Source organism: Streptomyces sp. NPDC004134 (assembly GCF_042874195.1).
Lineage (GTDB): Bacteria > Actinomycetota > Actinomycetes > Streptomycetales > Streptomycetaceae > Streptomyces.
Map to the genome: position 1 here is coordinate 154527 of NZ_JBIAMS010000014.1, position 19179 is coordinate 173705.

The 19179-nt window shown below is 73.1% G+C and carries 21 protein-coding genes and 1 pseudogene; 5 read left to right on the forward strand and 17 right to left on the reverse strand.

The window, feature by feature from the left end; genetic code table 11:
- Positions 1-39 precede the first annotated feature (39 nt).
- Positions 40-291: a phosphopantetheine-binding protein gene (locus ACFYVJ_RS19310; protein ID WP_388892882.1), complete on the forward strand. Its 252-nt coding sequence runs from the start codon at positions 40-42 to the stop codon at positions 289-291.
- Position 292: 1 nt separating this feature from the next.
- The gene (locus tag ACFYVJ_RS19315; RefSeq protein WP_388892884.1) at positions 293-769 is read left to right on the forward strand and encodes an SRPBCC family protein; all 477 of its coding nucleotides are present in this window, start codon (positions 293-295) and stop codon (positions 767-769) included.
- A gap of 30 nt (positions 770-799) precedes the next feature.
- On the opposite strand, the gene ACFYVJ_RS19320 is transcribed toward ACFYVJ_RS19315, so the two are convergent.
- From ACFYVJ_RS19320 to ACFYVJ_RS19335, 4 genes are all read right to left on the reverse strand, one after another.
- The gene (locus ACFYVJ_RS19320) at positions 800-1696 is read right to left on the reverse strand and encodes a sigma-70 family RNA polymerase sigma factor (protein WP_388892886.1); all 897 of its coding nucleotides are present in this window, start codon (positions 1694-1696) and stop codon (positions 800-802) included.
- Positions 1697-1874: 178 nt separating this feature from the next.
- Entirely contained in the window at positions 1875-2558 is a 684-nt protein-coding gene (locus ACFYVJ_RS19325) for a CE1759 family FMN reductase (RefSeq protein WP_388892888.1), read from the reverse strand.
- The gene (locus ACFYVJ_RS19330; RefSeq protein ID WP_388892890.1) at positions 2555-3043 is read right to left on the reverse strand and encodes a MarR family winged helix-turn-helix transcriptional regulator; all 489 of its coding nucleotides are present in this window, start codon (positions 3041-3043) and stop codon (positions 2555-2557) included. Before ACFYVJ_RS19330 ends, ACFYVJ_RS19325 begins: the two co-directional genes overlap by 4 nt.
- Positions 3043-4230 (reverse strand): CE1758 family FMN-dependent luciferase-like monooxygenase, encoded by a 1188-nt coding sequence (locus tag ACFYVJ_RS19335; RefSeq protein WP_388892892.1) that lies wholly within the window; start codon positions 4228-4230, stop codon positions 3043-3045. The genes ACFYVJ_RS19330 and ACFYVJ_RS19335 overlap by 1 nt, the downstream gene beginning before the upstream one ends.
- A gap of 237 nt (positions 4231-4467) precedes the next feature.
- On the opposite strand from ACFYVJ_RS19335, the gene ACFYVJ_RS19340 reads away from it, so the two are divergent.
- Entirely contained in the window at positions 4468-4689 is a 222-nt protein-coding gene (locus ACFYVJ_RS19340) for a hypothetical protein (protein WP_388892894.1), read from the forward strand.
- Between the two features lie 114 nt (positions 4690-4803).
- On the opposite strand, the gene ACFYVJ_RS19345 is transcribed toward ACFYVJ_RS19340, so the two are convergent.
- From ACFYVJ_RS19345 to ACFYVJ_RS19380, 8 genes are all read right to left on the reverse strand, one after another.
- Positions 4804-5007: a cold-shock protein gene (locus ACFYVJ_RS19345; protein ID WP_047016605.1), complete on the reverse strand. Its 204-nt coding sequence runs from the start codon at positions 5005-5007 to the stop codon at positions 4804-4806.
- Between the two features lie 254 nt (positions 5008-5261).
- On the reverse strand, positions 5262-6815 hold the full coding sequence (locus tag ACFYVJ_RS19350; protein WP_388892897.1) for an ATP-binding protein: 1554 nt from the start codon (positions 6813-6815) through the stop codon (positions 5262-5264).
- A complete protein-coding gene (locus ACFYVJ_RS19355; protein ID WP_388892899.1) occupies positions 6812-7576 on the reverse strand; it encodes a response regulator transcription factor in 765 nt (254 codons plus the stop codon). The genes ACFYVJ_RS19350 and ACFYVJ_RS19355 overlap by 4 nt, the downstream gene beginning before the upstream one ends.
- Complete coding sequence (locus tag ACFYVJ_RS19360; RefSeq protein ID WP_388892901.1) at positions 7573-9210, reverse strand: CotH kinase family protein; 1638 nt, start codon at positions 9208-9210, stop codon at positions 7573-7575. Before ACFYVJ_RS19360 ends, ACFYVJ_RS19355 begins: the two co-directional genes overlap by 4 nt.
- Positions 9211-9221: 11 nt before the next feature.
- The gene (locus ACFYVJ_RS19365) at positions 9222-9899 is read right to left on the reverse strand and encodes a DUF4956 domain-containing protein (RefSeq protein WP_388892903.1); all 678 of its coding nucleotides are present in this window, start codon (positions 9897-9899) and stop codon (positions 9222-9224) included.
- Entirely contained in the window at positions 9896-10798 is a 903-nt protein-coding gene (locus tag ACFYVJ_RS19370; protein WP_388892905.1) for a polyphosphate polymerase domain-containing protein, read from the reverse strand. Before ACFYVJ_RS19370 ends, ACFYVJ_RS19365 begins: the two co-directional genes overlap by 4 nt.
- A gap of 179 nt (positions 10799-10977) precedes the next feature.
- The gene (locus tag ACFYVJ_RS19375) at positions 10978-12180 is read right to left on the reverse strand and encodes a sensor histidine kinase (RefSeq protein ID WP_388892907.1); all 1203 of its coding nucleotides are present in this window, start codon (positions 12178-12180) and stop codon (positions 10978-10980) included.
- Positions 12171-12833 carry a response regulator transcription factor gene (locus ACFYVJ_RS19380; protein ID WP_388892909.1) on the reverse strand — a complete coding sequence of 221 codons (663 nt, stop codon included), beginning with the start codon at positions 12831-12833 and terminating at the stop codon, positions 12171-12173. The genes ACFYVJ_RS19375 and ACFYVJ_RS19380 overlap by 10 nt, the downstream gene beginning before the upstream one ends.
- A gap of 319 nt (positions 12834-13152) precedes the next feature.
- On the opposite strand from ACFYVJ_RS19380, the gene ACFYVJ_RS19385 reads away from it, so the two are divergent.
- Positions 13153-13689, forward strand: coding sequence for an FtsX-like permease family protein (locus ACFYVJ_RS19385; RefSeq protein WP_388892911.1), 537 nt, complete (start codon positions 13153-13155; stop codon positions 13687-13689).
- Between the two features lie 163 nt (positions 13690-13852).
- A pseudogene (locus ACFYVJ_RS19390) lies at positions 13853-14413 on the forward strand (ABC transporter ATP-binding protein); the annotation flags it as partial.
- A gap of 13 nt (positions 14414-14426) precedes the next feature.
- Here the strand turns inward: ACFYVJ_RS19390 and ACFYVJ_RS19395 are convergent.
- The 5 genes from ACFYVJ_RS19395 to ACFYVJ_RS19415 are packed head-to-tail and all read right to left on the reverse strand — an operon-like array spanning position 14427 to position 19089.
- Positions 14427-15383, reverse strand: coding sequence for a hypothetical protein (locus tag ACFYVJ_RS19395; protein WP_388892913.1), 957 nt, complete (start codon positions 15381-15383; stop codon positions 14427-14429).
- Positions 15380-16510 carry a protein phosphatase 2C domain-containing protein gene (locus ACFYVJ_RS19400; RefSeq protein ID WP_388892915.1) on the reverse strand — a complete coding sequence of 377 codons (1131 nt, stop codon included), beginning with the start codon at positions 16508-16510 and terminating at the stop codon, positions 15380-15382. The genes ACFYVJ_RS19395 and ACFYVJ_RS19400 overlap by 4 nt, the downstream gene beginning before the upstream one ends.
- Before the next feature lie 25 nt (positions 16511-16535).
- Positions 16536-17201, reverse strand: coding sequence for a VWA domain-containing protein (locus ACFYVJ_RS19405; protein ID WP_388892917.1), 666 nt, complete (start codon positions 17199-17201; stop codon positions 16536-16538).
- Between the two features lie 38 nt (positions 17202-17239).
- Positions 17240-17737, reverse strand: coding sequence for a hypothetical protein (locus ACFYVJ_RS19410; RefSeq protein ID WP_388892918.1), 498 nt, complete (start codon positions 17735-17737; stop codon positions 17240-17242).
- On the reverse strand, positions 17734-19089 hold the full coding sequence (locus tag ACFYVJ_RS19415) for a methyl-accepting chemotaxis protein (protein WP_388892919.1): 1356 nt from the start codon (positions 19087-19089) through the stop codon (positions 17734-17736). Before ACFYVJ_RS19415 ends, ACFYVJ_RS19410 begins: the two co-directional genes overlap by 4 nt.
- Positions 19090-19179: the final 90 nt, after the last annotated feature.

Sequence of the window (19179 nt, forward strand, 5' to 3'; positions counted from 1 at the left end):
CCGCCGTACCGGACACACCACACCCCAAGGAGGTCCCCCGTGTCCGACTTCACCCTCTCGCACCTCGTCGCGCTGATCAGAGACTGCGCCGGAGAATCCGACGTGGCCGATCTGAACGGCGACATCGCCGACATGGCCTTCGACGAACTCGGCTACGACTCGCTCGCCCTGCTGGAACTCTCCGCCCGCATCAAGCAGACCCTCGGCGTCGAGGTCGCGGAAAGCGACATGCGCACCCCCGGGGGCACGCTCCGGCTCATCAACGAAGCAGTCTCCGGAAGGGAAGCCTGACATGGGAGCGCGCACCGAGCACGCCATCGTGATCGACGCCCCGGTCGACCTCGTGTGGACCATGACCAACGACGTCGAGTCCTGGCCCGATCTCTTCGCCGGCTACGCCGAGACGGAAATCCTCCGGACCACGGACGAGGGCATCGACTTCCGGATCAAGACGTGCCCGGACGCGAACGGGCGGGTGTGGGAATGGGTGTCCCACCGCGCCCCGGACCGGGACTCCCTCACGGTCGAGGCGTACCGGATCGAAACGGGCCCCTTCGTGTACATGAAGCTGCACTGGACCTACAGCGTGACCGGCGCGGGCACCGAAATGCGCTGGGTGCAGGAATTCGACATGAAGGAAGGCGCCCCGTACGACAACGCCCAGATGACCGAGCACCTCAACGAGATGTCGCAGATCAACATGGGCCGGATCAAGGAGATCGTCGAAACGGCGCACCGCACCCGGGAGGAGGGCGCCCCCGCCGGCTGACCGGCGGGACCCGCGCCGGAGGGGGCCGGGTCAGCGGGTCACCGCGGTCTCCCGGCGCAGGCGCGACAGCTTCCCGGGGTTGCGCACGGAGTACAGCCCCGTGACCCGGCCCCCGTCGATGCGCAGCGCCGCGACGCCGTCCATCTCGCCGTCGAGGCGGATGATCACCGCCGGGCCTCCGTTGACGTGCACCGGCTGCGCCGTGAGGCGGGCGCCCACCATCCGCAGCCCCGCGGCCAGGACCAGCATCACCTTGCCGGCGCCCACGACGCGGTGCGGGATCGCCCGCGTACCGCCGCCGCCGTCGTTCAGCAGGACGACATCCGGCACGAGGATGTCGAGCGGCTTCCGCAGGTCGCCCGTTTCGATCGCGTGCCGGAAGGCCGCGACCGCGGCCCGGGTCTGGGCCGGGGAGACCGGGTCGCGGGGGCGGCGGGCGGCGACGTGCGCGCGGGCGCGGTGGGCGATCTGCCGCACCGCGGCGGGGTCCTCGCCGACGGCCCGGGCGATCTCGTCGTAGGCCAGGGCGAAGACCTCGCGCAGGACGAACACGGCCCGTTCCGTCGGCGTGAGGGTGTCCAGCACGAGCAGCATCGCCAGCGAGACGCTCGCGGCCAGTTCGGCGTCCTCGGCGGCGCCGTACGGGGTGAGCGCCGGCTCGGGGAGCCGGGGCCCGTGGTGCGGCTCCCGGCGGCGGGCGAGGGTACAGAGCCGGGCGAGCGCCTGCCGGGTGGTGATGCGGACCAGGCAGGCGCGCCGGTTCCGTACCGTGCCGGGGTCGAAGGACCGCCAGCGCAGCCACGCCTCCTGGAGGACGTCCTCGGCGTCGGCGGCCGAGCCGAGCAGTTCGTAGGCGACGGTGAACAGCAGGTTGCGGTGGGCGACGAACACCTCGGTGGCGGGGTCCGGGCGGCCGTCCCCGGTCACGCCGGGCGCCTGCGGATCGGGTACGGGCCGGGCATGGAGGCTCCTGTCTCTCGGCTCGCGACGTGCACCACACACGACGCCCGGCCGCGGCGTTTTGTGACACGGCGGCCGGCGGCGGGGGCGGGTCGGGTGCCGGTGCGGCCTCCGCCGCCCGCGCCCGGAGGGCCGGGGCGGCGGGTCAGGAGGAGGCCGAGCCGCCGGTGGCCAGGCGCATCAGGTCGGTGGAGAAGTCGACGTCCGCCACGCTCTGTTCGGAGCGGGTGGCCTGGCCGGCGAACCGGTGCTGGTAGCCGGTCCAGTTGTCGTCGGCGATCCGGCGGGGCGCGTCCGTACGCAGCAGGACGGCCAGTTCGCCCGCCGCCCGGCCGATCCGCTTGCCCAGCTCCGGGGAGCCCCAGTCCTCGGGGGCCGCGTAGAGCGACGTGGGGACCGGCAGGGCGCGGAGGAAGGCGAAGAGGGGGCGGAGCTGGTCGTCGGTGACCATCGCGTGCCGCGCGGTGCCGCCGGTGGCCGCGAGGATCACCGGCACGGCGATGAGCAGGTCGTTGTCGATCAGGTCGGCGAACGACTTGAACAGGCCGCTGATCCCCGCCTTGTAGACCGGCGTGGCCGCGATCACCGCGTCCGCCCCGGCCAGTCGCGAGATCGCCTCGCTCACCGCCTCGGTGGGGAAGCCGGAGACGAGGGAGCGCGCGATCCCGGTGGCCAGCGGCCCGAGGTCGAGCATGGTCACGGTGGCCGGGATGCCGGCCGCGCCCAGGGTGTCGATGCTCTGCTGCGCGATCCGGCCGGCCAGCCGGCGGGTCGAGGACTCCTCGCTGACACCCGCGTTGATGACGACGATCTTCCGCTCCGTGCTCATGCGGGCCTCCTTCGCTGTCGCTGTGACCGGGCGGGGTGGGGGGCGGGCCGGGGGCCGGCGGCGATCAGGGCGTCCGTCAGCTCCCGCAGGGTTTCCATGGCCTGCGGGTCCAGGGCCCGCGTCATCACCTCGCGGACCTGCCGCGCGTGGGCGCGGCCCAGGCTGCGGTACGTCTCGCGGCCCTGGGCCGTGAGTGCGACGCGGCAGGCGCGGGCGTCGTCGGGGTCGTCGCGGCGTTCGACGTACCCCCGGGTCTCCAGCCGGGCGACCAGGCGCGAGACGCCGGCCTGGGTCAGCAGCGCGTCCTCCATGAGCTCGGTGATCCGGCGCCCGTCGGCCGAGTCGGACAGGGCGTGCAGGACGGCGTACTCGCGCGGGAGCACGTCGCCCCAGTCGCCGGTGTACTCGAACTCGCGGGCGATCGTGGCCTGGGCCCGCAGCAACGACTCCCAGGCCGCGAGCGCGATCTGCGTGGTGTTCGCCATCACGGCACCACGGGGAACTCGGCCCGCACCTTCGGGTCGCTGTCCTGGTACGGCATGGTGCCGGACAGGTTGTCGCCGCGGTTGGGGTTCGGCCGCGGCTGCCGCGGTTCCGCGTCCCCGTACTTGGCGGTGACGAGCGACGCGTGCGTCGGCGCGTCCGGCACGCCCTCCGCCCGGCGCGACTCCAGCTCCTTGCGCAGGACCGGCACGACCTCGGTGCCCAGCAGTTCCACCTGCTCCAGCGCCGTCTCGACCGGCAGCGCGAGGCCGTCGAGGGCGAACAACTGGCGCTGGTAGTCGCCGAAGCCCTCCTGGAAGGTGAGGACCTTGTCGATGACCTCCTGCGGGCTGCCCACGGTCAGCGGGGTGGCCGCCATGTGGTCTTCGAGCCGGGACCCGCGGAACATCGGGTAGTTCTCGAAGTAAGGGCGGAAGCGCTCCACCGCGTCCTGGGAACGCCCGGCGATGAAGGACATCCCGCCCAGGCCGACGATGGCCTGCTCGGGCGTGCCGTGCTCGTAGTGCGCGTAGCGCTGCCGGTAGAGGTCGACCAGCCGCTTGAAGTGGAAGTTCGGCGCCAGGATGTGGTTGGCGAAGAATCCGTTCCCGTAGTACGCGGCCTGCTCGGCGATCTCCGGCGAGCGGATGGAGCCGTGCCAGACGAACGGCGGTACGTCGTCCAGCGGCCGCGGCGTGGCGGTGAAGCCCTGCAGCGGGGTGCGGTACCGGCCCTCCCAGTCGACGACGTCCTCGCGCCACAGCCGGTGCAGCAGGTTGTAGTTCTCCAGCGCGAGACCGACGCCCTCGCGGATGTCCTTCCCGAACCACGGATAGACCGGCACGGTGTTGCCGCGCCCCACCATCAGGTCCAGCCGCCCCTTGGCGACGTGCTGGAGCATGGCGTAGTCCTCGGCGATCTTCACCGGGTCGTTCGTGGTCATCAGCGTGACCGAGGTGCTGAGCACGATGCGCCGCGTCTGCGCGGCGATGTAGCCCAGGAGGGTGGGCGGGGACGACGGGATGAAGGGGGGGTTGTGGTGCTCGCCCAGCGCGAACACGTCGAGCCCCACCTCGTCGGCCCGCTTCGCGACCCGGACGATGTTGTCGATCCGCTCGGCCTCGCTGTAGGTGCGGCCGGTCAGCGGGTCGGGGGCGATGTCGCCGACGCTGAAGATCCCGAACTGCATGATCCTCTCCCTTTCACTCCGCGCGTCCGCCTGGGCGCGTACCCCCTCAACAACATGACTGGTCATGTATTCCCGCGGCCCTCGGGCGCGCCGGGAGCCGGCCGGGGCCGGCCCCGGCCTTGGCGGGGGAGAGACCGTTCCGGCGGGCGGGCAGGGGGGCCGCTTCGGGGGGCGGATGCGGACGGATCGCGTACGGACGGGACGCGGGGCGCCTCGGCAGCCCATACTGGGCTTCCGATGAGAAAAGGATCCGCGCCTCGGCGCCACCTGCCCACCAGTCCCTTCGACGCGCCCGTCGCCCCCGCGGTGAAGGACTTCGCTCCGGGCGACAAGGTCACACACGACCGGTACGGCCTGGGCACGATCGTCGCTGCCGAGAACGGCGTCGCGATGCTCGTCGACTTCGGCTCGTGCCAAGTCCGGGTCACCGCTCCGTACGATCACATGGAAAAGCTCTGACGGGGCCCGGTTGAGCGGACCGGGGACAGTACCGGGACCGCGTACCGCACAACAAAGGGGGCCGTGCCTGTGGCACGGCCCCCTTTGCTACGGCTTCCGCCGCGTCGTCCTGGATCAGACGATGCGGATGTTCTCCGCCTGCAGGCCCTTCTGGCCCTGCACGACGTCGAACTCCACCTGCTGGCCCTCGACGAGCTCGCGGAAGCCCTGCGCGTCGATGTTGGAGTGGTGGGCGAAGACGTCGGCGCCGCCGCCGTCCTGGGCGATGAAGCCGAAGCCCTTTTCGCTGTTGAACCACTTCACGGTTCCGTTTGCCATGGCTGGCGTCTCCTTCTTGGGGGGCATACCGGGGTCATACGTGTGCATGATCCCGCGTCGCCGTGATGAATTCCCGATCCGGAGCAAGCGCCGAAAAACAAAAATACGCCCGAGGTCAGAGCCGACGGGCGCACACAAAGTAAATGGGAACCACAACTGCAACCTCTTCAGCCTAACACAGACCATCCCGGCGGCCGGGGCGTGAGCGGCAGGGGCGGAGACCGGAACCGTCACTCCGGGTCCGCCCCTGCCTGTCAATGGGCCCCGCCTTCCGGGGCGGGGAGGACGAGGCGGAAGGTGCAGCCTTCGCCCGGGGCGGTGTCGAGTTCGATGCGGCCGCGGTGCCCTTCCGCGATGGCTGCCGCGATGGCCAGGCCCAGGCCGGCGCCGCCGGACTCGCGCTCGCGGGCGGGGTCGGCGCGGTAGAAGCGCTCGAAGACCCGCGCGGCGTCAGCGCGGCTGAGGCCGGGCCCGGTGTCGGCGACCTCCAGGACGCTGATGCGGGTTCCCTCCGGCAGGGGCGGAGCGGTGCTGGTACGTCCCGGACGGTCGGCGCCGCCGGTGCCGGGGGCGGCTCTCGTGGTGCCGACGTGCACCCGGACGCCGGTGCCGGGCGGCGTGTGCGTCAGGGCGTTGGCCAGGAGGTTCGCCGCGACCTGGCGGAGTCTGGTCGCGTCGCCCGTGGCGGCGACGACGTCGAGTTCCCCGGGGCCGTCCGCGATCGCGTCCGCCACCCGGAGGGAGCCGAGGCCGACGTGCCGGCCGGGGTGCTGGACGGCGGCGCTGCTGACGGTGTCGGCGGCGACGGAGAGGAGGTCCACGGGCTCGCTGGCGTACGCCGGTTCCCGGTCGAGCCCGGCGAGCAGGACGAGGTCTTCCACCAGCCGGTGCATGCGTTCCGCGTTCTGCACGATCAGCCGCTGGGCCTCGCGGCGCTCGGCCGCGGAGAGCCTGCCGGTGACCTCGTCCTGGAGGGCGAGTTCGGCGAAGCCCTGGATGGAGGTCAGCGGGGTGCGCAGTTCGTGTCCGGCGTCGGCGATGAACCGGCGCAGCCGGGCCTCGGATTCCTCGCGCCGCCGCAGCGCCTCCCGCAGCCGCTCCAGCACGGAGTTGAGGACCTGGCTCAGCCGCCCCGTCTCGGTGCGGGGATCGGTGTCCGGCAGGCTGAGCGCCAGATCGCCGTCGGCGATGCGCCGGGCGGTGCGCTCCATCCTCGTCAGGGGCAGCAGGCCGAACCGCACCACCGCCAGACCGAGGAGTACCACCCCGCAGACTACGGCGGCCAGCAGGGCGGCGCTGAACCACAGCAGGTTCGACGTCGCCCCCTCGACCGTGTCCGTCGGCAGGGCGATGACGGCGTGCGCGCCGTCGGCTCCCGAGTCCTGGAGCAGGACCCGCCAGCCGCCGTCCCCGCTGGTCGCGGAGACCGTAGCGGGCTCGCCCGGTTCGAGGCCGAGCCGCTCGAAGGAGGCGGGCAGGCGGGCACCGGGGCGGTCGTCCGCGCCGAGTACGTGGTCGAGCAGCCGGCCCGAGCCGTCGTAGAGGTGCACCCGGAAGTCGGTGGGCAGGCCCTGCCTGCCGCCGTCCGGTGCCCGCGGAGCCTCGCCGGTCGCCGCCACGTCCGCGAGCAGCCTGCCGGGAATGCGGAAGTCCGCGAGCTGGCTGTCCAGACGGGCGGTCAGGGAGGAGCGTACGGCGACGATGCCGGCGGCCTCGGAGACCACCACCGCGGTGATCGCCAGCAGCGCCGCCCCGAAGATGAGGCGGTACCGCAGCGACCTGGGCCGCAGGAGACGGAAGGCGGTCATGCCGGTGGGTGGCCTTCCCGGCCGCCGCGTTCGCGGTGGGGCAGCCGCAGCGTGTAGCCGACACCCCGGATGGTGTGGATCAGCGGCCGGCCGGTGCGGTCGATCTTTCGCCGGAGGTACTTGATGTAGGTGTCGACGATGCGGGTGTCGCCGGCGAAGTCGTGGTGCCAGACCTCCTGGAGGATGTCGGCCTTGGACACGACGCGCGTGGACCTGGCCAGCAGGCAGGCCAGGAGCCGGAACTCGGTCGGGGACAGCGGCACCGGCTCCCCCGACCGGCTCACCTCGTGCGTCCGCAGGTCCAGCTCCACGTCCGCGTAGCGCAGGCGGGACGGCTGCTCCGCCCGCGGGCGGCCGGCGGTGCGGCGCAGAATGGCGTGCACCCGCAGCAGCACCTCCTGCAGATGGAAGGGCTTGGTGACGTAGTCGTCGCCGCCGGCCCTGAGACCGCTCACGCGGTCCTCCGGCTCCGTACGGGCGGTGAGGAACAGGACGGGGGTGTGGATCCCGGCGAGCCGCAACTGCCGGGTGACGGCGAAGCCGTCGAGGTCCGGCAGCATCACGTCGAGCACGATGAGGTCGGGCGTGAAGGCGCCGGCCTCGAACAAGGCGGCGGAGCCGGAGTCGGCGGTCGCCACGCGGTAGCCGTACGCGGTCAGCGCCGAGGTCAGCAGCGTGCGGATGCCCGGATCGTCCTCGACCACGAGGACCCGGTGCCGGCCGGGAACCAGCGGCCGGCTCCGGTCCTGCGGCGTGCTCATCCGGCCACCTCCTCGTCCTTCGCGAGTGCCGCGGCGCGCTCGGTGAGGGTGGTACGGAGCCTGGCGGCCGCCTCGTCGACGGCCGCGGCGTCGACGCCCGCATCCTTCGCCTGCCCGGCGACCCGGTCCAGGACCCGCTGGGCGCCGCCGGAGCCGTACATGCTCCGGTAGAGGTCACGGTAGGCGGACAGGTAGGCGTCATCGAAGGCGTCGAGTCCGAGGAAGCGCTCCTTGAGCGGGTGGCCCGTCGTCATGCCGCCGCCGTCACCGCCGCCCGGCGGAGCACCGCCGGCCGGGGGCTGCTGCCCTCCGTCACGGCCTGGCGGAGCCCCGGGCATACCGGAGGGCATCTCCGACGGCGTGCCGTCAGGCCCTCCCCCGGGCATGCCTTCCGGCATCCCTTCGGGCATTCCCTCCGGCATCCCTTCGGGCATTCCCTCCGGCATCCCTTCGGGGAGTCCTCCCTGCTGCCCGCCCGGCATGCCGCCGCCCATTCCCGCCCTGCCGCTCTCGCGCGGGCCGAGGTCGGCCGACCCGGAGAAGGTGAGGTTGTAGTCCCAGGGCAGGACGGTGAACCTCTTCGTGTCGAGGTCGTACCAGAGCAGGTAGTTCTTGCCCGGGCCCGCCATGTCGTCGAAGTTCATCAGCAGGTTCTGCGTCGCCAGGTAGCGGGCGAGCGAGCCGACGTCGACGTACTCGTCCAGCTCCCGCGCGAACTCCTCGTCCGATGCCTCGTCCGCCCACTTGATGAGCTTGATCAGCGGTGCGAGGTCCTGGCTGCCCTCCTTGTTCAACTGCTTGAAGGACTCCTCGTACTCCGTGGGGTCGTCGCCCTTGTACGCGAAGCTCCCTCCCGCTCGTGCCTTGTACAGGACGCCGTCGCCGCCCAGTTCGGTGTCGGCGTAGTCCTTGCTCGGGTTCTCCACCATCAGCCGCGTGGCCGTGGGCCGGTTCCCCACCGTCAGCTCGGTGACCGCGTAGCGCTGGGTGTGCTGGCCGGACTCCGCGGTGAGGGACAGCGACAGGGCCTCGTTCAGCGGCAGTTGGCCGTTGCTGCCGGGGCGCAGGGCGATCTCCCGCATGCCCTGGTACGCGCGCCCTTCGATGTACTCGTCGACCTTCATCAGCCAGGGCAGTTCCTCGGGTTCGGCCGCCGACAGTTCGTACGCCGTCATCCCCGGTCCCGCGCCGCCCGGAAGCTGCGGCAGGCCCGCGCCGTCCGGCCCGGTCCGCCCGCCGCGCAGGCTCATCAGCGTCGAGTTGCCCTTCAGCCGGATGCCGACGTCCTTCAGGTACGTGCCGTCGATGGTGACGTCGGCGCTGATCCAGTCCTTGGTGCCGTCCTGCCGGAACTCCTTGATCATCTTGTTGAAGTCGGTCCGGTCGTAGTCGATCCGGATCGAGTGCGTGACCGAGGTGTCGTAGAGACCGACGCCGCCCCGCACGTCCTCGGTGATCTGGTCGTTCTCGGCGGCCGCCGCACCGGTGACGTACGGCGCGACCCGGGCGTCGCCGAAGAAGGCGACCAGCACGGTCAGGCCGGTGCACAGCAGGGCGGCGGGCTTCCAGTGATGGCGCAGCCGTACCGGTACGCGGTCGCGCAGCCGCGGTCGCCTGGGGCGGGGGGCGGGCACCGGGGTGCTCCTCACAGGTCGGTCTGGTCGTAGCCGGTCAGCACCGTGACCCGCTGGCCGTACGTCTGCTCCTGGAGCGCGTTCACCAGCTCACCGGGCTCCGTGCCCTTCCTCATCCGCACCGTGTAGAAGACCTCCGTGAGCGCTCCGCCGCGGATGGTCTCCGTGCTGACGAGCTCGAACTCGGTGGTGTAGCGGATGAGCACGTCGCGGATGGCGGCCGTGTGGTCCTCACCCGTCGGCATCTGCACCTTGACCACCTGGCGCTGGACGTCGAGGTGGAACCAGTTGAAGCGGTGCATCACGATGATGATCAGGCAGATCGCGAGGCCCGCCACGGCGGCGAGGGTGTAGAAGCGGGCGCCGCAGGCCATGCCGATGCCCATGGTGAGGAAGATGAAGCCGACGTCCCTGGTCTCCTTGATCGCGTTCCGGAACCGCACCACGGACAGCGCACCGACCAGCGAGAAGGCGCGGGCAAGGTTGGAGCCGACGACCAGCATGATCAGGGCGACGATCATGCCCACGATCACCAGGGTCTGCACGTACGACTGGCTGTAGGAGACGTTGCGGTGGGTGGCGCGATAGACGTAGCCGATCACCGTGCTCAGGATGAACGACAGTGCCATCGCCACGACGATGTCGGTGACGCTGAACGTCCCGCTCAGCTCTTGCAGATCGAAGTTCACGGTACTCGTGCCTCCACGGGCGGCTTCCCGGCCGGCGGCTGCTGCCCCGTGACGGGAGACGGGTGGTTCTCCTCGCGGACGTGGAACACCGACCGCGGGGCCAGTCCGAACGCCTCGATGCTCTGTACGTACTTCGAGACGCGGACGAGGTTCAGGTTGTGCCTGGCGGCCAGATCGGTGATCCAGTACGGGGTGCGCTCGTTGACCTTGACCTCCATCACCGCGAGGTGCGGCGGGATGGTGAAGCGGTTCTCCGGGGTCGGCGTGCCGAAGTGGAAGTCGCGGTCCCGGCCGCGCACCCGGCGGTCGAAAGTGACCCGTACGCCGGTGTCCTGATCGCGGCCGACCAGCGCCTCGCGCTGGTAGCCGGTGATGGCCGTCGGCCGGAGGTCCAGCCGTACGATCAGATTCAGCACCTCGTGGACGAAGGCGCGCTCCCGCGGCCCGTGCTCGATCAGCTCCCGCCGGTCGCAGAGCCGCAGCGCCGTGCCGTACGGGAGGCTGATGCGGCGCTTCTGCGTGACGCGGTTCACCCGCTGTTTGATCTCCACGCACACCGGCGACTCGTCGGTGATCCCGGCCAGGTCGCCGTAGTGCCGGATGCGCAGCTTGCGGCGGAACTTCAGGCCCTCGATCTTCTCCCAGTAGAAGCGCAGCCGGGCGGTGTCGTAATAGAGGCTCCACACGCCGTAGCCGCCGGTCGGGCTGTGCAGATCCCGGTCCATGCGCTCGGCCAGTTCGTCACGCACCCGACCCGCCAGCTCCAGCGGGACGAGATACTTCAGCTCGTAGCGGTTGAACGCGTGCAGCCTGCTGGCGACCTGGAGCGCATGCTCCTCCTCGGCCGGATCGGGCCCGGCGTCCTCTGCGCGCCCGACGGTCGTGATTCGTCCCGCCATAGGGGCAACCGCCTCCTTCCTCCCCTTCGCGGATCTTCTGGGGTGCCCGAGCCACGAAAGCCGAGGAATATGAGAGGCGGCTGAGAGAAGCGGGGGAATCCCGGGTGTAGTCCGGATGTCGCCCGGGTGAACACGGCGCGAGCCGGTTCACGGCCGTACCGGCGCGGATCCCGTACCCGTCACGCCGCCGGCGGGAAGCGGAGTGCCACCGTCAGGCCGCCGTCCGGACCCGGGACCGCGGTCAGGTCGGCGGCGTGGGCCTCGGCGATGGAGGCGGCGATGGGGAGGCCCAGGCCGTGGCCGGGGGTGGGGGTGGGGGCGGGGGCGGTGCGGTCGGGGGTGAGGCGGCGGAAGGGTTCGAAGAGCGCCGGGATCTTGCCGGCGGGAACGGGCGGGCCGGTGTTGGCCACCGTCACGGTGCGGTCCTCGATGCGTACGCGGACGTGCCCGCCCGGGTGGTTGTACTGGACCGCGTTGCGCACGACGTTGGTCAGCAGGTGCCGCAGCAGGACGCGGTCTCCCCGTACGGGCGCGGCGTCCGCCGCCGCGACGGTGAGGTCGACCCGCCGCTCCCCGGCCGCGGCGGCGAGTTCCGCGGCGACCAGGCGCGTCGTGGCGGTCAGGTCCACGCGCTCGGTCCGGTCCAGGCCGCGGTCGCTGCGGGCGAGCAGCAGCAGGGCGTCAACCAGCCGCTCCGCCTCGCGGTTGGTGGCCAGCAGGTCGGCGCGTACCTCCGCGAGGCGCTCCGGCAGCGGGTCGGCGAGGCCGACCTGGAGGCTGGTGCGCTGGGCGGCCAGCGGCGTCTTGAGCTCGTGGGAGGCGTTGGCGACGAAGCGCCGCTGGCTCTCGAAGGCCCGCTCCAGGCCGTCGAGCATGGCGTCGAAGGTGTCGGCGAGGCGGTGCAGCTCGTCGTCGGGACCGGTCAGGGCCAGCCGCTGGTGCAGGTTCTGTTCGCTGATGCGGCGCGCGGCCGCCGTCATGGACGCGACCGGACGCAGCGCCCGGCCCGCCAGCCACCAGCCGAGGAACCCGGCCAGCAGCGCCAGGACCAGGACGCCGACCGCGGACCAGACGATCATCTGCCGCAGCGCGGTGTCCTGCACGGCCTGGACGGTCTCCTCCATCTTCCTGATCTCGGCGTAGTCGCCGGGCGCCCGCGGCCCGGAGGCGTACGTGGGGTGTGCGCCCGTGACCGGCCGGCCGGCGGTCGAGTGGTACGAGATGTCCAGTCCCCCGACCTTCTCGGCCGTCCCGTGCCGGGCGAGGACCACGACGAAGGCCAGCAGACCGGTGCCGGTGAGCAGGAAGAGGCCGGTGATCGCCGCGGTGAGGCGGGCCCGGAACGGCAGCCGGCGCAGCGGGGCGCGGGGGTTCAGCCGCACAGCCGGTAGCCCTCCCCGGTGTCGGCGGCGATCATGCCGCCCCCGCCGAGCTTGCCGCGCAGCCGGCTGACGGTGGCGCGGACGGCGCTGGTGCGCGGGTCGAGGTGCTCGTCCCAGACGGTACGGACGAGGGTGTCGTGCGGCACCGGCGCGCCCCCGGCCCGCAGCAGCAGATGCAGCACGGCGAACTCCCTGGGCGTCAGGTCCACGGGCCGGCCGTGCGCGTGGACGCGGTGCCTGACCGGGTCCAGGACGATGCCCGCGAACTCCAGCGCGCCGGGCGCCGGCTGGTGCGAACGGCGGCTCAGGGTGCGTACCCGCGCGACGAGTTCGGCGAAGTCGAAGGGCTTGGCGAGGTAGTCGTCGGCGCCGAGCGCGGTCAGCCCGTAGACCTTGTCGGTGACCTCGCCCGCGGCGGTCAGCATCAGGATCCGCGGCGGGCCCTCGGCCGCGCGCAGCCGCCGGCACACCTCGTCGCCGCTCAGGCCCGGCAGGTCGCGGTCGAGGATCAGCACATCGTACTCGGTGAGCAGGCACATCCGCTCGGCCTCGTCGCCGGCGTGGGCGACGTCCACCGCCATGGCCTCGCGGCGCAGGCCGGTGGCGAGGGTGCGGGCCAGGATGCGGTGGTCCTCCGCTACCAGGACTCTCATCGCCCCATCGAACCAGGACGGCGATTGCAGCCGCGTAAGTGCGCTTATGCCGCTGTAACGCGCTTGTCCGGCCGCAAGCACCGGGCTGCTTTCGTCTCCCCCAAGAACTTCGTCAAGCGGGCCGGGATGTCGCTGTCGGCCCGGCGGTATCGGCTCGCTCGGCTCCGCCGACGGCGGCGGCCCCCCGCAGGTCACCAAGGCGACGTTCCTCCTGCACGGCGCCGAGGAGCAGGGCGCGTTCACGAGCGGGGCGAAGCGCGTCGCGGGCGCCGCGCTCGACGGCTTCCGGCTGGACGCCAACGACAAGGCCGTCCGGCAGATGACGGGCCCGCTGGGCAGCATCCGCACCACCGCCACCGTCGCGATGTGGCTCATCGGCCTCGCCGGCGTCGCCGTGCTCGCCCTGCTGGTCAACCTGGCCGTCAGGCAGCGCCGTACCGAGTACGGCGTGCTGCTGGGCCTCGGCGAGAAGAAGTGGAAGCTCGTCGCCCAGCAGGCCCTGGAGATCGCCGCCGTCGCGCTCCTCGCCGTCGGCCTGGGCGCGCTGCTCGCGCCGGGCCTGACCCAGAGCGCCGGGCAGAGCCTGCTGGGCCGGGAAGCCGCGGCCGCCCAGCGGGAGATCGACGCGTGGGAGCCCCCGGCCCCCGGCAGCACCGGGATCGACGAGGGCGCGAGCCCCGGCGACCGGCCCGTGGACGGGGCCGAGCCCGTCGACCGGATCACCGTGGCGCTCGACCCGGCGGACCTCGCCGTCGTCGGCGGCGCCGGGCTCGGCATCGCGCTGCCGGCCACCGCGATCCCCGCCGCGTCCGTGCTGAGCCTCAGCCCCCGCACCATCCTCACGAAAGGCAAGTGACCCGCCATGACCGCCCGTACGGCACCCGCCGGCGACCCCGCCCCGCTGCTCCGCCTCGCGGGCGTCTCCCACCTACTCGGACCGGCGGCGCAGGACCACGGTCCTCAGGAACGTCGACCACACGTTCCACCGCGGCACCTTCTACGCCGTCCTCGGCCCCTCGGGCAGCGGCAAGACCACCCTGCTCAGCCTCGCCAGCGGCCTCGACTCCCCCACCGCGGGCACCGTCAGCTTCGCCGGCCGGGACCTCGCCGCCATCGGCCTCGGCCGCTACCGCAACAAGCACGCCGCCACCGTCTTCCGGCAGTTCAACCTGCTCACCTACATGACAGCGCTGCAGAACGTCACCGCGGCCATGGAGATCACCGGAGCCAGGCCCGCCCGCGGCGGCCGCCGGGCCCACGCCCTGGACCTGCTCGCCCACCTCGGCCTGGACGAAGACACGGCGACCCGCAACGTGCTGCGCCTGTCCGGCGGCCAGCAGCAGCGCGTGGCCATCGCCCGTGCCCTCGCCTGCGACGTCGACATCCTCTTCGCCGACGAGCCCACCGGGAACCTCGACGAGGACACCGCCAGGGGCATCGTCGGCACCTTCGCCGACCTGGCGCACACGCGCGGCACGTGCGTCGTGGTCGTCACGCACTCCGCGCAGCTCGCCGCCCGCGCCGACCGCGTCCTGACGCTGCGCAAGGGCAGGCTGACGGAGCAGCGGCACACACCCTGAGGCGGACGCCCGCTCAGTCCCGCGGCGGCCGCAGCGGGATCGTGCCTCGGTCCCGGACGCCGTCCAGCATCGCCCGGTTTACCGGCGGCCGAGGGCCGGGGGTGGCGGCGGTGAGGCGGATGACGTCGCGGCCGACGAGCGCGGTGCGCCATTCGGCCAGGGTGGGGCGGGTGCCGTACGCGCCGGCTGCCTGCGCGTAGCGGTCGCGTACGGCCGCTTCCTGGCGCTCGTCCAGCTCGCCGGGGACCAGGCCGAGTTCCCGCCCGGGCGCGGTGTACGCGTCCTGGGCGAGGATGCGGCCCGTGGCGAGGGCGGCCTTGTAGCGGTCGCTGTCCACCGTGGCGGAGCCGGCCGGGGCCAGCGGGTCGCCCCAGTCGGGGGTGTCGGCCTGGGCGAGGACGGGGGCGCGGCCCGCGACCCGGAAGCCGTCGCAGTCCAGCAGGTAGACGGCGGGCCCGGGGCGTACGGTCCACAGGATGTTGGCCTGCGAGACGTCGCCGAGCACCAGCCCCCAGCGGTGCAGCCGCTCGACCAGTTCGACCAGCGCCAAAGCGAGTTCCCGCCGCTGGCCCGGCGCGGGCTGGGCGATGCTCCGCCAGGACGGCTTCGGCTCGCGCAGCAGGAACTGCAACTCGGTGAGCTTCGCCGCGCCGTTGGGCGCCTGCCACGTCATCGTCGCCGGGGCCCGGTGCATCAGGAAGCCGACCGCGCGCCCGCCGTCCACCACCCGGCACAGCGGCCACGCGGCGCGCGCGTCCAGATGCGCGCGCTCCTCCGGCGGCAGCGCGCGGTGTACGCCGACGAGCGCGGCCAGCGCCTCGCCGTCGGCCTCGTGCGGCGCGCGGTAGCTCTTGTAGAGCAGGCCGGGGAGGTCCCGTAGCGCGTGCACCTCGCCCTGGCCGCCGTCGCCGATCTTGCCGCCGGAGGCCAGGGAGGCCAGCGGCACGTCCGTACCGTCGTCGGCGGTCACCCGAGGCCCTCCCAGAGACAGATGAGCGTGCGGTCGTCGTCGTAGGACTTCAGCCGGGTCTGCGCGTGCCAGAGGAAGTCCGAGGGCTGCGGTACGGCGGCCGTGTGCCCCCACTGCTCCGCCATGTGCTCGCGGAACTCCTTCTCGCCGGCGAGCGGTCCGGAGAACCCGTCCGTGCACACCACCAGCACGTCCCCGGGCTCGGAAGGATCCAGGAGGCGGGCGGTGACCTGCTCGTACGCGTCCGGGAGGGCGGCGGTGCCGGTATCGATGACGCCGCTGCCGCCGGTGGTGGCCGCGGGGCGGTCCAGGTCCCACCAACCGCGGTCGCGCAGCCGGAACAGCCCGCCGTCGCCGACCCCGAGGAAGCCGCGTACCCGGACGGCGGGGTCGAGCGGGACGACCAGGGCGCGGAACGTGGTGGCGTACGCGGCCGGGGGCGCGTCGATCGAGGCCCGCAGCTCCGCCGCCGCGTCCGCGACCGCCCGCTTGGCCAGGACGGTGAACCCGGCGCCGTCCCCGGCGCGCAGCACGGCGGCCAGCGCGGCGGCGGCTTCGTCGAGTCGGCGGGCGACGCAGCCGACGACGGCGTGTGCGCCGCGGTGGGACAGCGGCGCGGAGCCGACCCCGTCGGCGACCGCGAGCAGCAGCAGCCCGTCGCTGCCGGCGAAGTCCTGCTGCCGGGCGCCGCCTCCGTCGCCCGCCGGGCCGAGCCGGGTCACGCCCAGCGCGTCCTGCCGGCACTCCGCCCGCCACCGGTGGGAGTCGCCCCGTACGGACGCGGCCCTGACGGTCAGCGGCCCCAGCTCGGCGCCGTCGACGACGCTGTCCGGCACCAGGGCGGCGAGCAGGTCGCCGTCGTGTACGGCGGGCGGGCCCAGAGGCCGCGGCGGGTAACTCGGCGGCCGCCCGACGTACTCGGGCACGCCCCGGGCGGCTTCGGGCGGGGGCGCCTGGTGGCGGGGGTGGAGGACGGCGCGCCTGATCTCGGGCGGGAGCCCTTCGAGCAGCCCGTCGCTGCCTCCGTCGCTGCTTCCGTCGCTGCTGCCGTCGCTGCCCGTGCCGTGGGTGGGCGGCGTACCGTGCGTGAGCGGCGTACCGCCGCCCGGCGGTGTCTGACGGTCCATGGTGACGGTCCGAACCTCCCCCGCGTCAGAGCTTGTCCAGCGCGACCGTCTGGAACCCGGGCACCGTGTCGTCCACGGCGAGCGTGAAGTCGCCGCGGCCGTCCGCGGAGATGCTGCTCGCCGAGCGCACGATGGACCGGGTCAGGCTCGCCGCGAACTCGCGCAGCGCGGCGGCCGGCGAGATGGCGGAGTCCTGCTGCATGAACGCGCGGAAGTTGGCGACCCGGCTGATCGTGGCGGCGTCCGCCTCGCCGATGCCGAACGCGATGATCTTGGGGCAGTAGCGCGACTCGGTCAGCTCCCGCAGCGTCTCCTCCCAGCCGTCGTCGGTGGGCACCCCGTCGGAGAGGAAGAACGCGACCGGCCGGTAGACCTCGTGGCCCTCGGCCTTCAGATCGGTCACGTCCGTCTCGATGCACGCCTGGAGGACCCGGAACGCCTGCCCGTACGACGTGACTCCCCCGGCGGCGAGCGCGGGCAGGTCGCTCAGCTCGCTGAGGTCGGCCAGCGGCTGGAGCACCTTGGCGTCGTCGGAGAAGCCGATGAGGGCGAAGCGCGTCTTGTCGGCCACCGTGGGGTTGGTGCTGATCTCCTGGTGCAGGTCGGGCAGCGCGTTGTTGATGGCCTCGATGGGCGCGCCGCTCATCGAGCCCGACTCGTCGCACACCAGGTAGAAGGGCAGGATCTGCACGGGTGTTCCTCCGGTTCCGCGTGGCCGTGGGGACGGCGTCAGTAGGTGTAGAAGTAGATCTCCAGGTCCGCGCGCCCGCCGCCGCCCCTGAGCAGCACGAAGTCGCGGGTGGTCGCTCCGCGGAACATCCGCGGGCGGGCCTCGCCGAGCAGGGAGTTGACGCGGCCCGCGTAGGCGACGCCGGCCCCGGCGTCCTGGTGGTGGCCGAAGGTGAGCACGATGGCTGCCTGGCGGCCCTCGTACTTCGCGGTGGCCTTGCGGAGCTGCCCGACGATGCGCGTACGGTCCGAGGAGTCGGCCTCCAGCGCGATCTTCACCGGCTTGCGCTCCACGGCCCGCGGCCCCGACGGGCTCGGCGACGGCTTCGGCGATTCCGCGCCGGGAGACCCGGAGGCGCCGGGGGCGGGTTGCCGGGCGGCGGCCGGATCGCCCTGGTCGCCCATGGCGATGAGGGCGAGCACCAGCAGCACGTCGGCGAAGAGCCAGCCGGCGAGGTGTAACGGGTGCAGCCGGCCGGACCGGCGCCCGGACCTCACGGCGCGCCCCCGCCCGCCGGGTCGGCGGCCTTCGGCCGGTCGGCGGGCTCGTCGTCGTGGACGCCGGGCCGCCGCGGGCGCGCGGGCGCCGAGGGCACGAGATCCGCTACGGGCCCGGGCGCGGCCCGTAGTGGCGAGTCGTGTATCCCGGCGTCCCGTACCTCCGCGCCCCGTATCTCCGCGGACAGACCCTCCGCGGGCCGTATCCCCGCGCCCCGTACCGAAGCCGCCAGGTCCGCGACGCTCGAAGCCATCGCGTGCAGCGCGTCCGTCTGCTCGGCGATCCGGCGTGCCGTGTCCCGCGCCGCGGTGACCGCCAGCGCCGACTGCTCCGCCACCTCCCCGAGCCGCGTCAGGGTCTGGGCGGTGACGTCCGCCGCCACCTCGGTGCTGGTCGTGAACGACCGCTGCGACGCGGCCAGGACGGTGACCGCGTCCTCGACCCGCTCGCCGGCCCGGTCGAGCCGGTCGCGGATCTCGCCGTTGACCTCGCGTACGTCCGCGAGCGCGCCGGTCGTCCGCGCCCCGCTGTCGAGCACCGCCTTCGCCACCCCCGCGGTCGCCTGCTCCAGCGGCGCCACCGCGGCATCCACACCGGCCAGCCGCCGCTCCGCACCGCGTACGGCCGCGCCGACCTGCTCGGACGCCTTCGTCAGCAGCTCCTGCGCCGAAACCGCCTTGCTGGTCAGCCGGTTGAGCTTGGCGGCGGACCTGCCCAGCTCCGCGGCGAAGCGCGCCGGGGAGCCCATGCGCTCCTCGTTGAGCAGGAGCTGGGCGCGGGTGAGCACGGGCAGCAGCCGGGCGAGGAGCCGGTCGCCGTCGTGGCGCGCCTGCTCCTCCGCGCGGTCGGCGGCGGCGCGGCCCCAGCCGTGCAGCAGCGCGAGGAGCAGCAGGCAGGCGATGACCGCGGTGGCCGAGGCGACCACGTGCCCGAAGGTGAACCACCCGGTGAGGTGCCCCTCGAAGCCGGTCTGCCAGAGCTGGAGGAAGGGGCGTTCGGCCTGCTTGGGCTCGGCCTGGGTCAGCGCGTCGTACGCGCTGGAGGCCCTGGTCAGACCGAACCAGGTGAGCAGCAGCGGCACGAACACCAGGGCGCCGAGGGCGGCTTCCACCCAGGCGAGGTAGCGCGGCTGCGGCGGCGGGCGCAGCGCTTCGTGCACCGACTCGGGGCGGGCGTACGCCGCGATCAGGTCCAGCTCCGTCCACGGCTCCAGATCGCTGGTGCCGATGCCCCGCAGCGCGTCGGCGAGGGCGGTGAGTTCGTCACGCCGGGACGCGAGCCCGGGTTCCTCGGCGAGGTCCGTGAGGTGCGCGGCGACACCGTGACGATCCCCCAGAGCCCCTAACGGCATGCATCAACCCCCCAGTCGACGACGGGGAAGCCATGCCGTCGCCGCGCACTCGCCGCGGCCGGCCCCGGAACTCCCCCCACCAGCCGCGGA

Excerpts from the sequence above, each read along its gene's own strand:
- ACFYVJ_RS19315 (WP_388892884.1), top strand. The coding sequence starts at position 293 with ATGGGAGCGCGCACCGAGCACGCCATCGTGATCGACGCCCCGGTCGAC.
- ACFYVJ_RS19325 (WP_388892888.1), bottom strand. The coding sequence starts at position 2,558 with ATGAGCACGGAGCGGAAGATCGTCGTCATCAACGCGGGTGTCAGCGAG.
- ACFYVJ_RS19330 (WP_388892890.1), bottom strand. The coding sequence starts at position 3,043 with ATGGCGAACACCACGCAGATCGCGCTCGCGGCCTGGGAGTCGTTGCTG.
- ACFYVJ_RS19335 (WP_388892892.1), bottom strand. The coding sequence starts at position 4,230 with ATGCAGTTCGGGATCTTCAGCGTCGGCGACATCGCCCCCGACCCGCTG.
- ACFYVJ_RS19340 (WP_388892894.1), top strand. The coding sequence starts at position 4,468 with ATGAGAAAAGGATCCGCGCCTCGGCGCCACCTGCCCACCAGTCCCTTC.
- ACFYVJ_RS19345 (WP_047016605.1), bottom strand. The coding sequence starts at position 5,007 with ATGGCAAACGGAACCGTGAAGTGGTTCAACAGCGAAAAGGGCTTCGGC.
- ACFYVJ_RS19350 (WP_388892897.1), bottom strand. The coding sequence starts at position 6,815 with ATGACCGCCTTCCGTCTCCTGCGGCCCAGGTCGCTGCGGTACCGCCTC.
- ACFYVJ_RS19355 (WP_388892899.1), bottom strand. The coding sequence starts at position 7,576 with ATGAGCACGCCGCAGGACCGGAGCCGGCCGCTGGTTCCCGGCCGGCAC.
- ACFYVJ_RS19370 (WP_388892905.1), bottom strand. The coding sequence starts at position 10,798 with ATGGCGGGACGAATCACGACCGTCGGGCGCGCAGAGGACGCCGGGCCC.
- ACFYVJ_RS19380 (WP_388892909.1), bottom strand. The coding sequence starts at position 12,833 with ATGAGAGTCCTGGTAGCGGAGGACCACCGCATCCTGGCCCGCACCCTC.
- ACFYVJ_RS19385 (WP_388892911.1), top strand. The coding sequence starts at position 13,153 with ATGACGGGCCCGCTGGGCAGCATCCGCACCACCGCCACCGTCGCGATG.
- ACFYVJ_RS19400 (WP_388892915.1), bottom strand. The coding sequence starts at position 16,510 with ATGGACCGTCAGACACCGCCGGGCGGCGGTACGCCGCTCACGCACGGT.
- ACFYVJ_RS19415 (WP_388892919.1), bottom strand. The coding sequence starts at position 19,089 with ATGCCGTTAGGGGCTCTGGGGGATCGTCACGGTGTCGCCGCGCACCTC.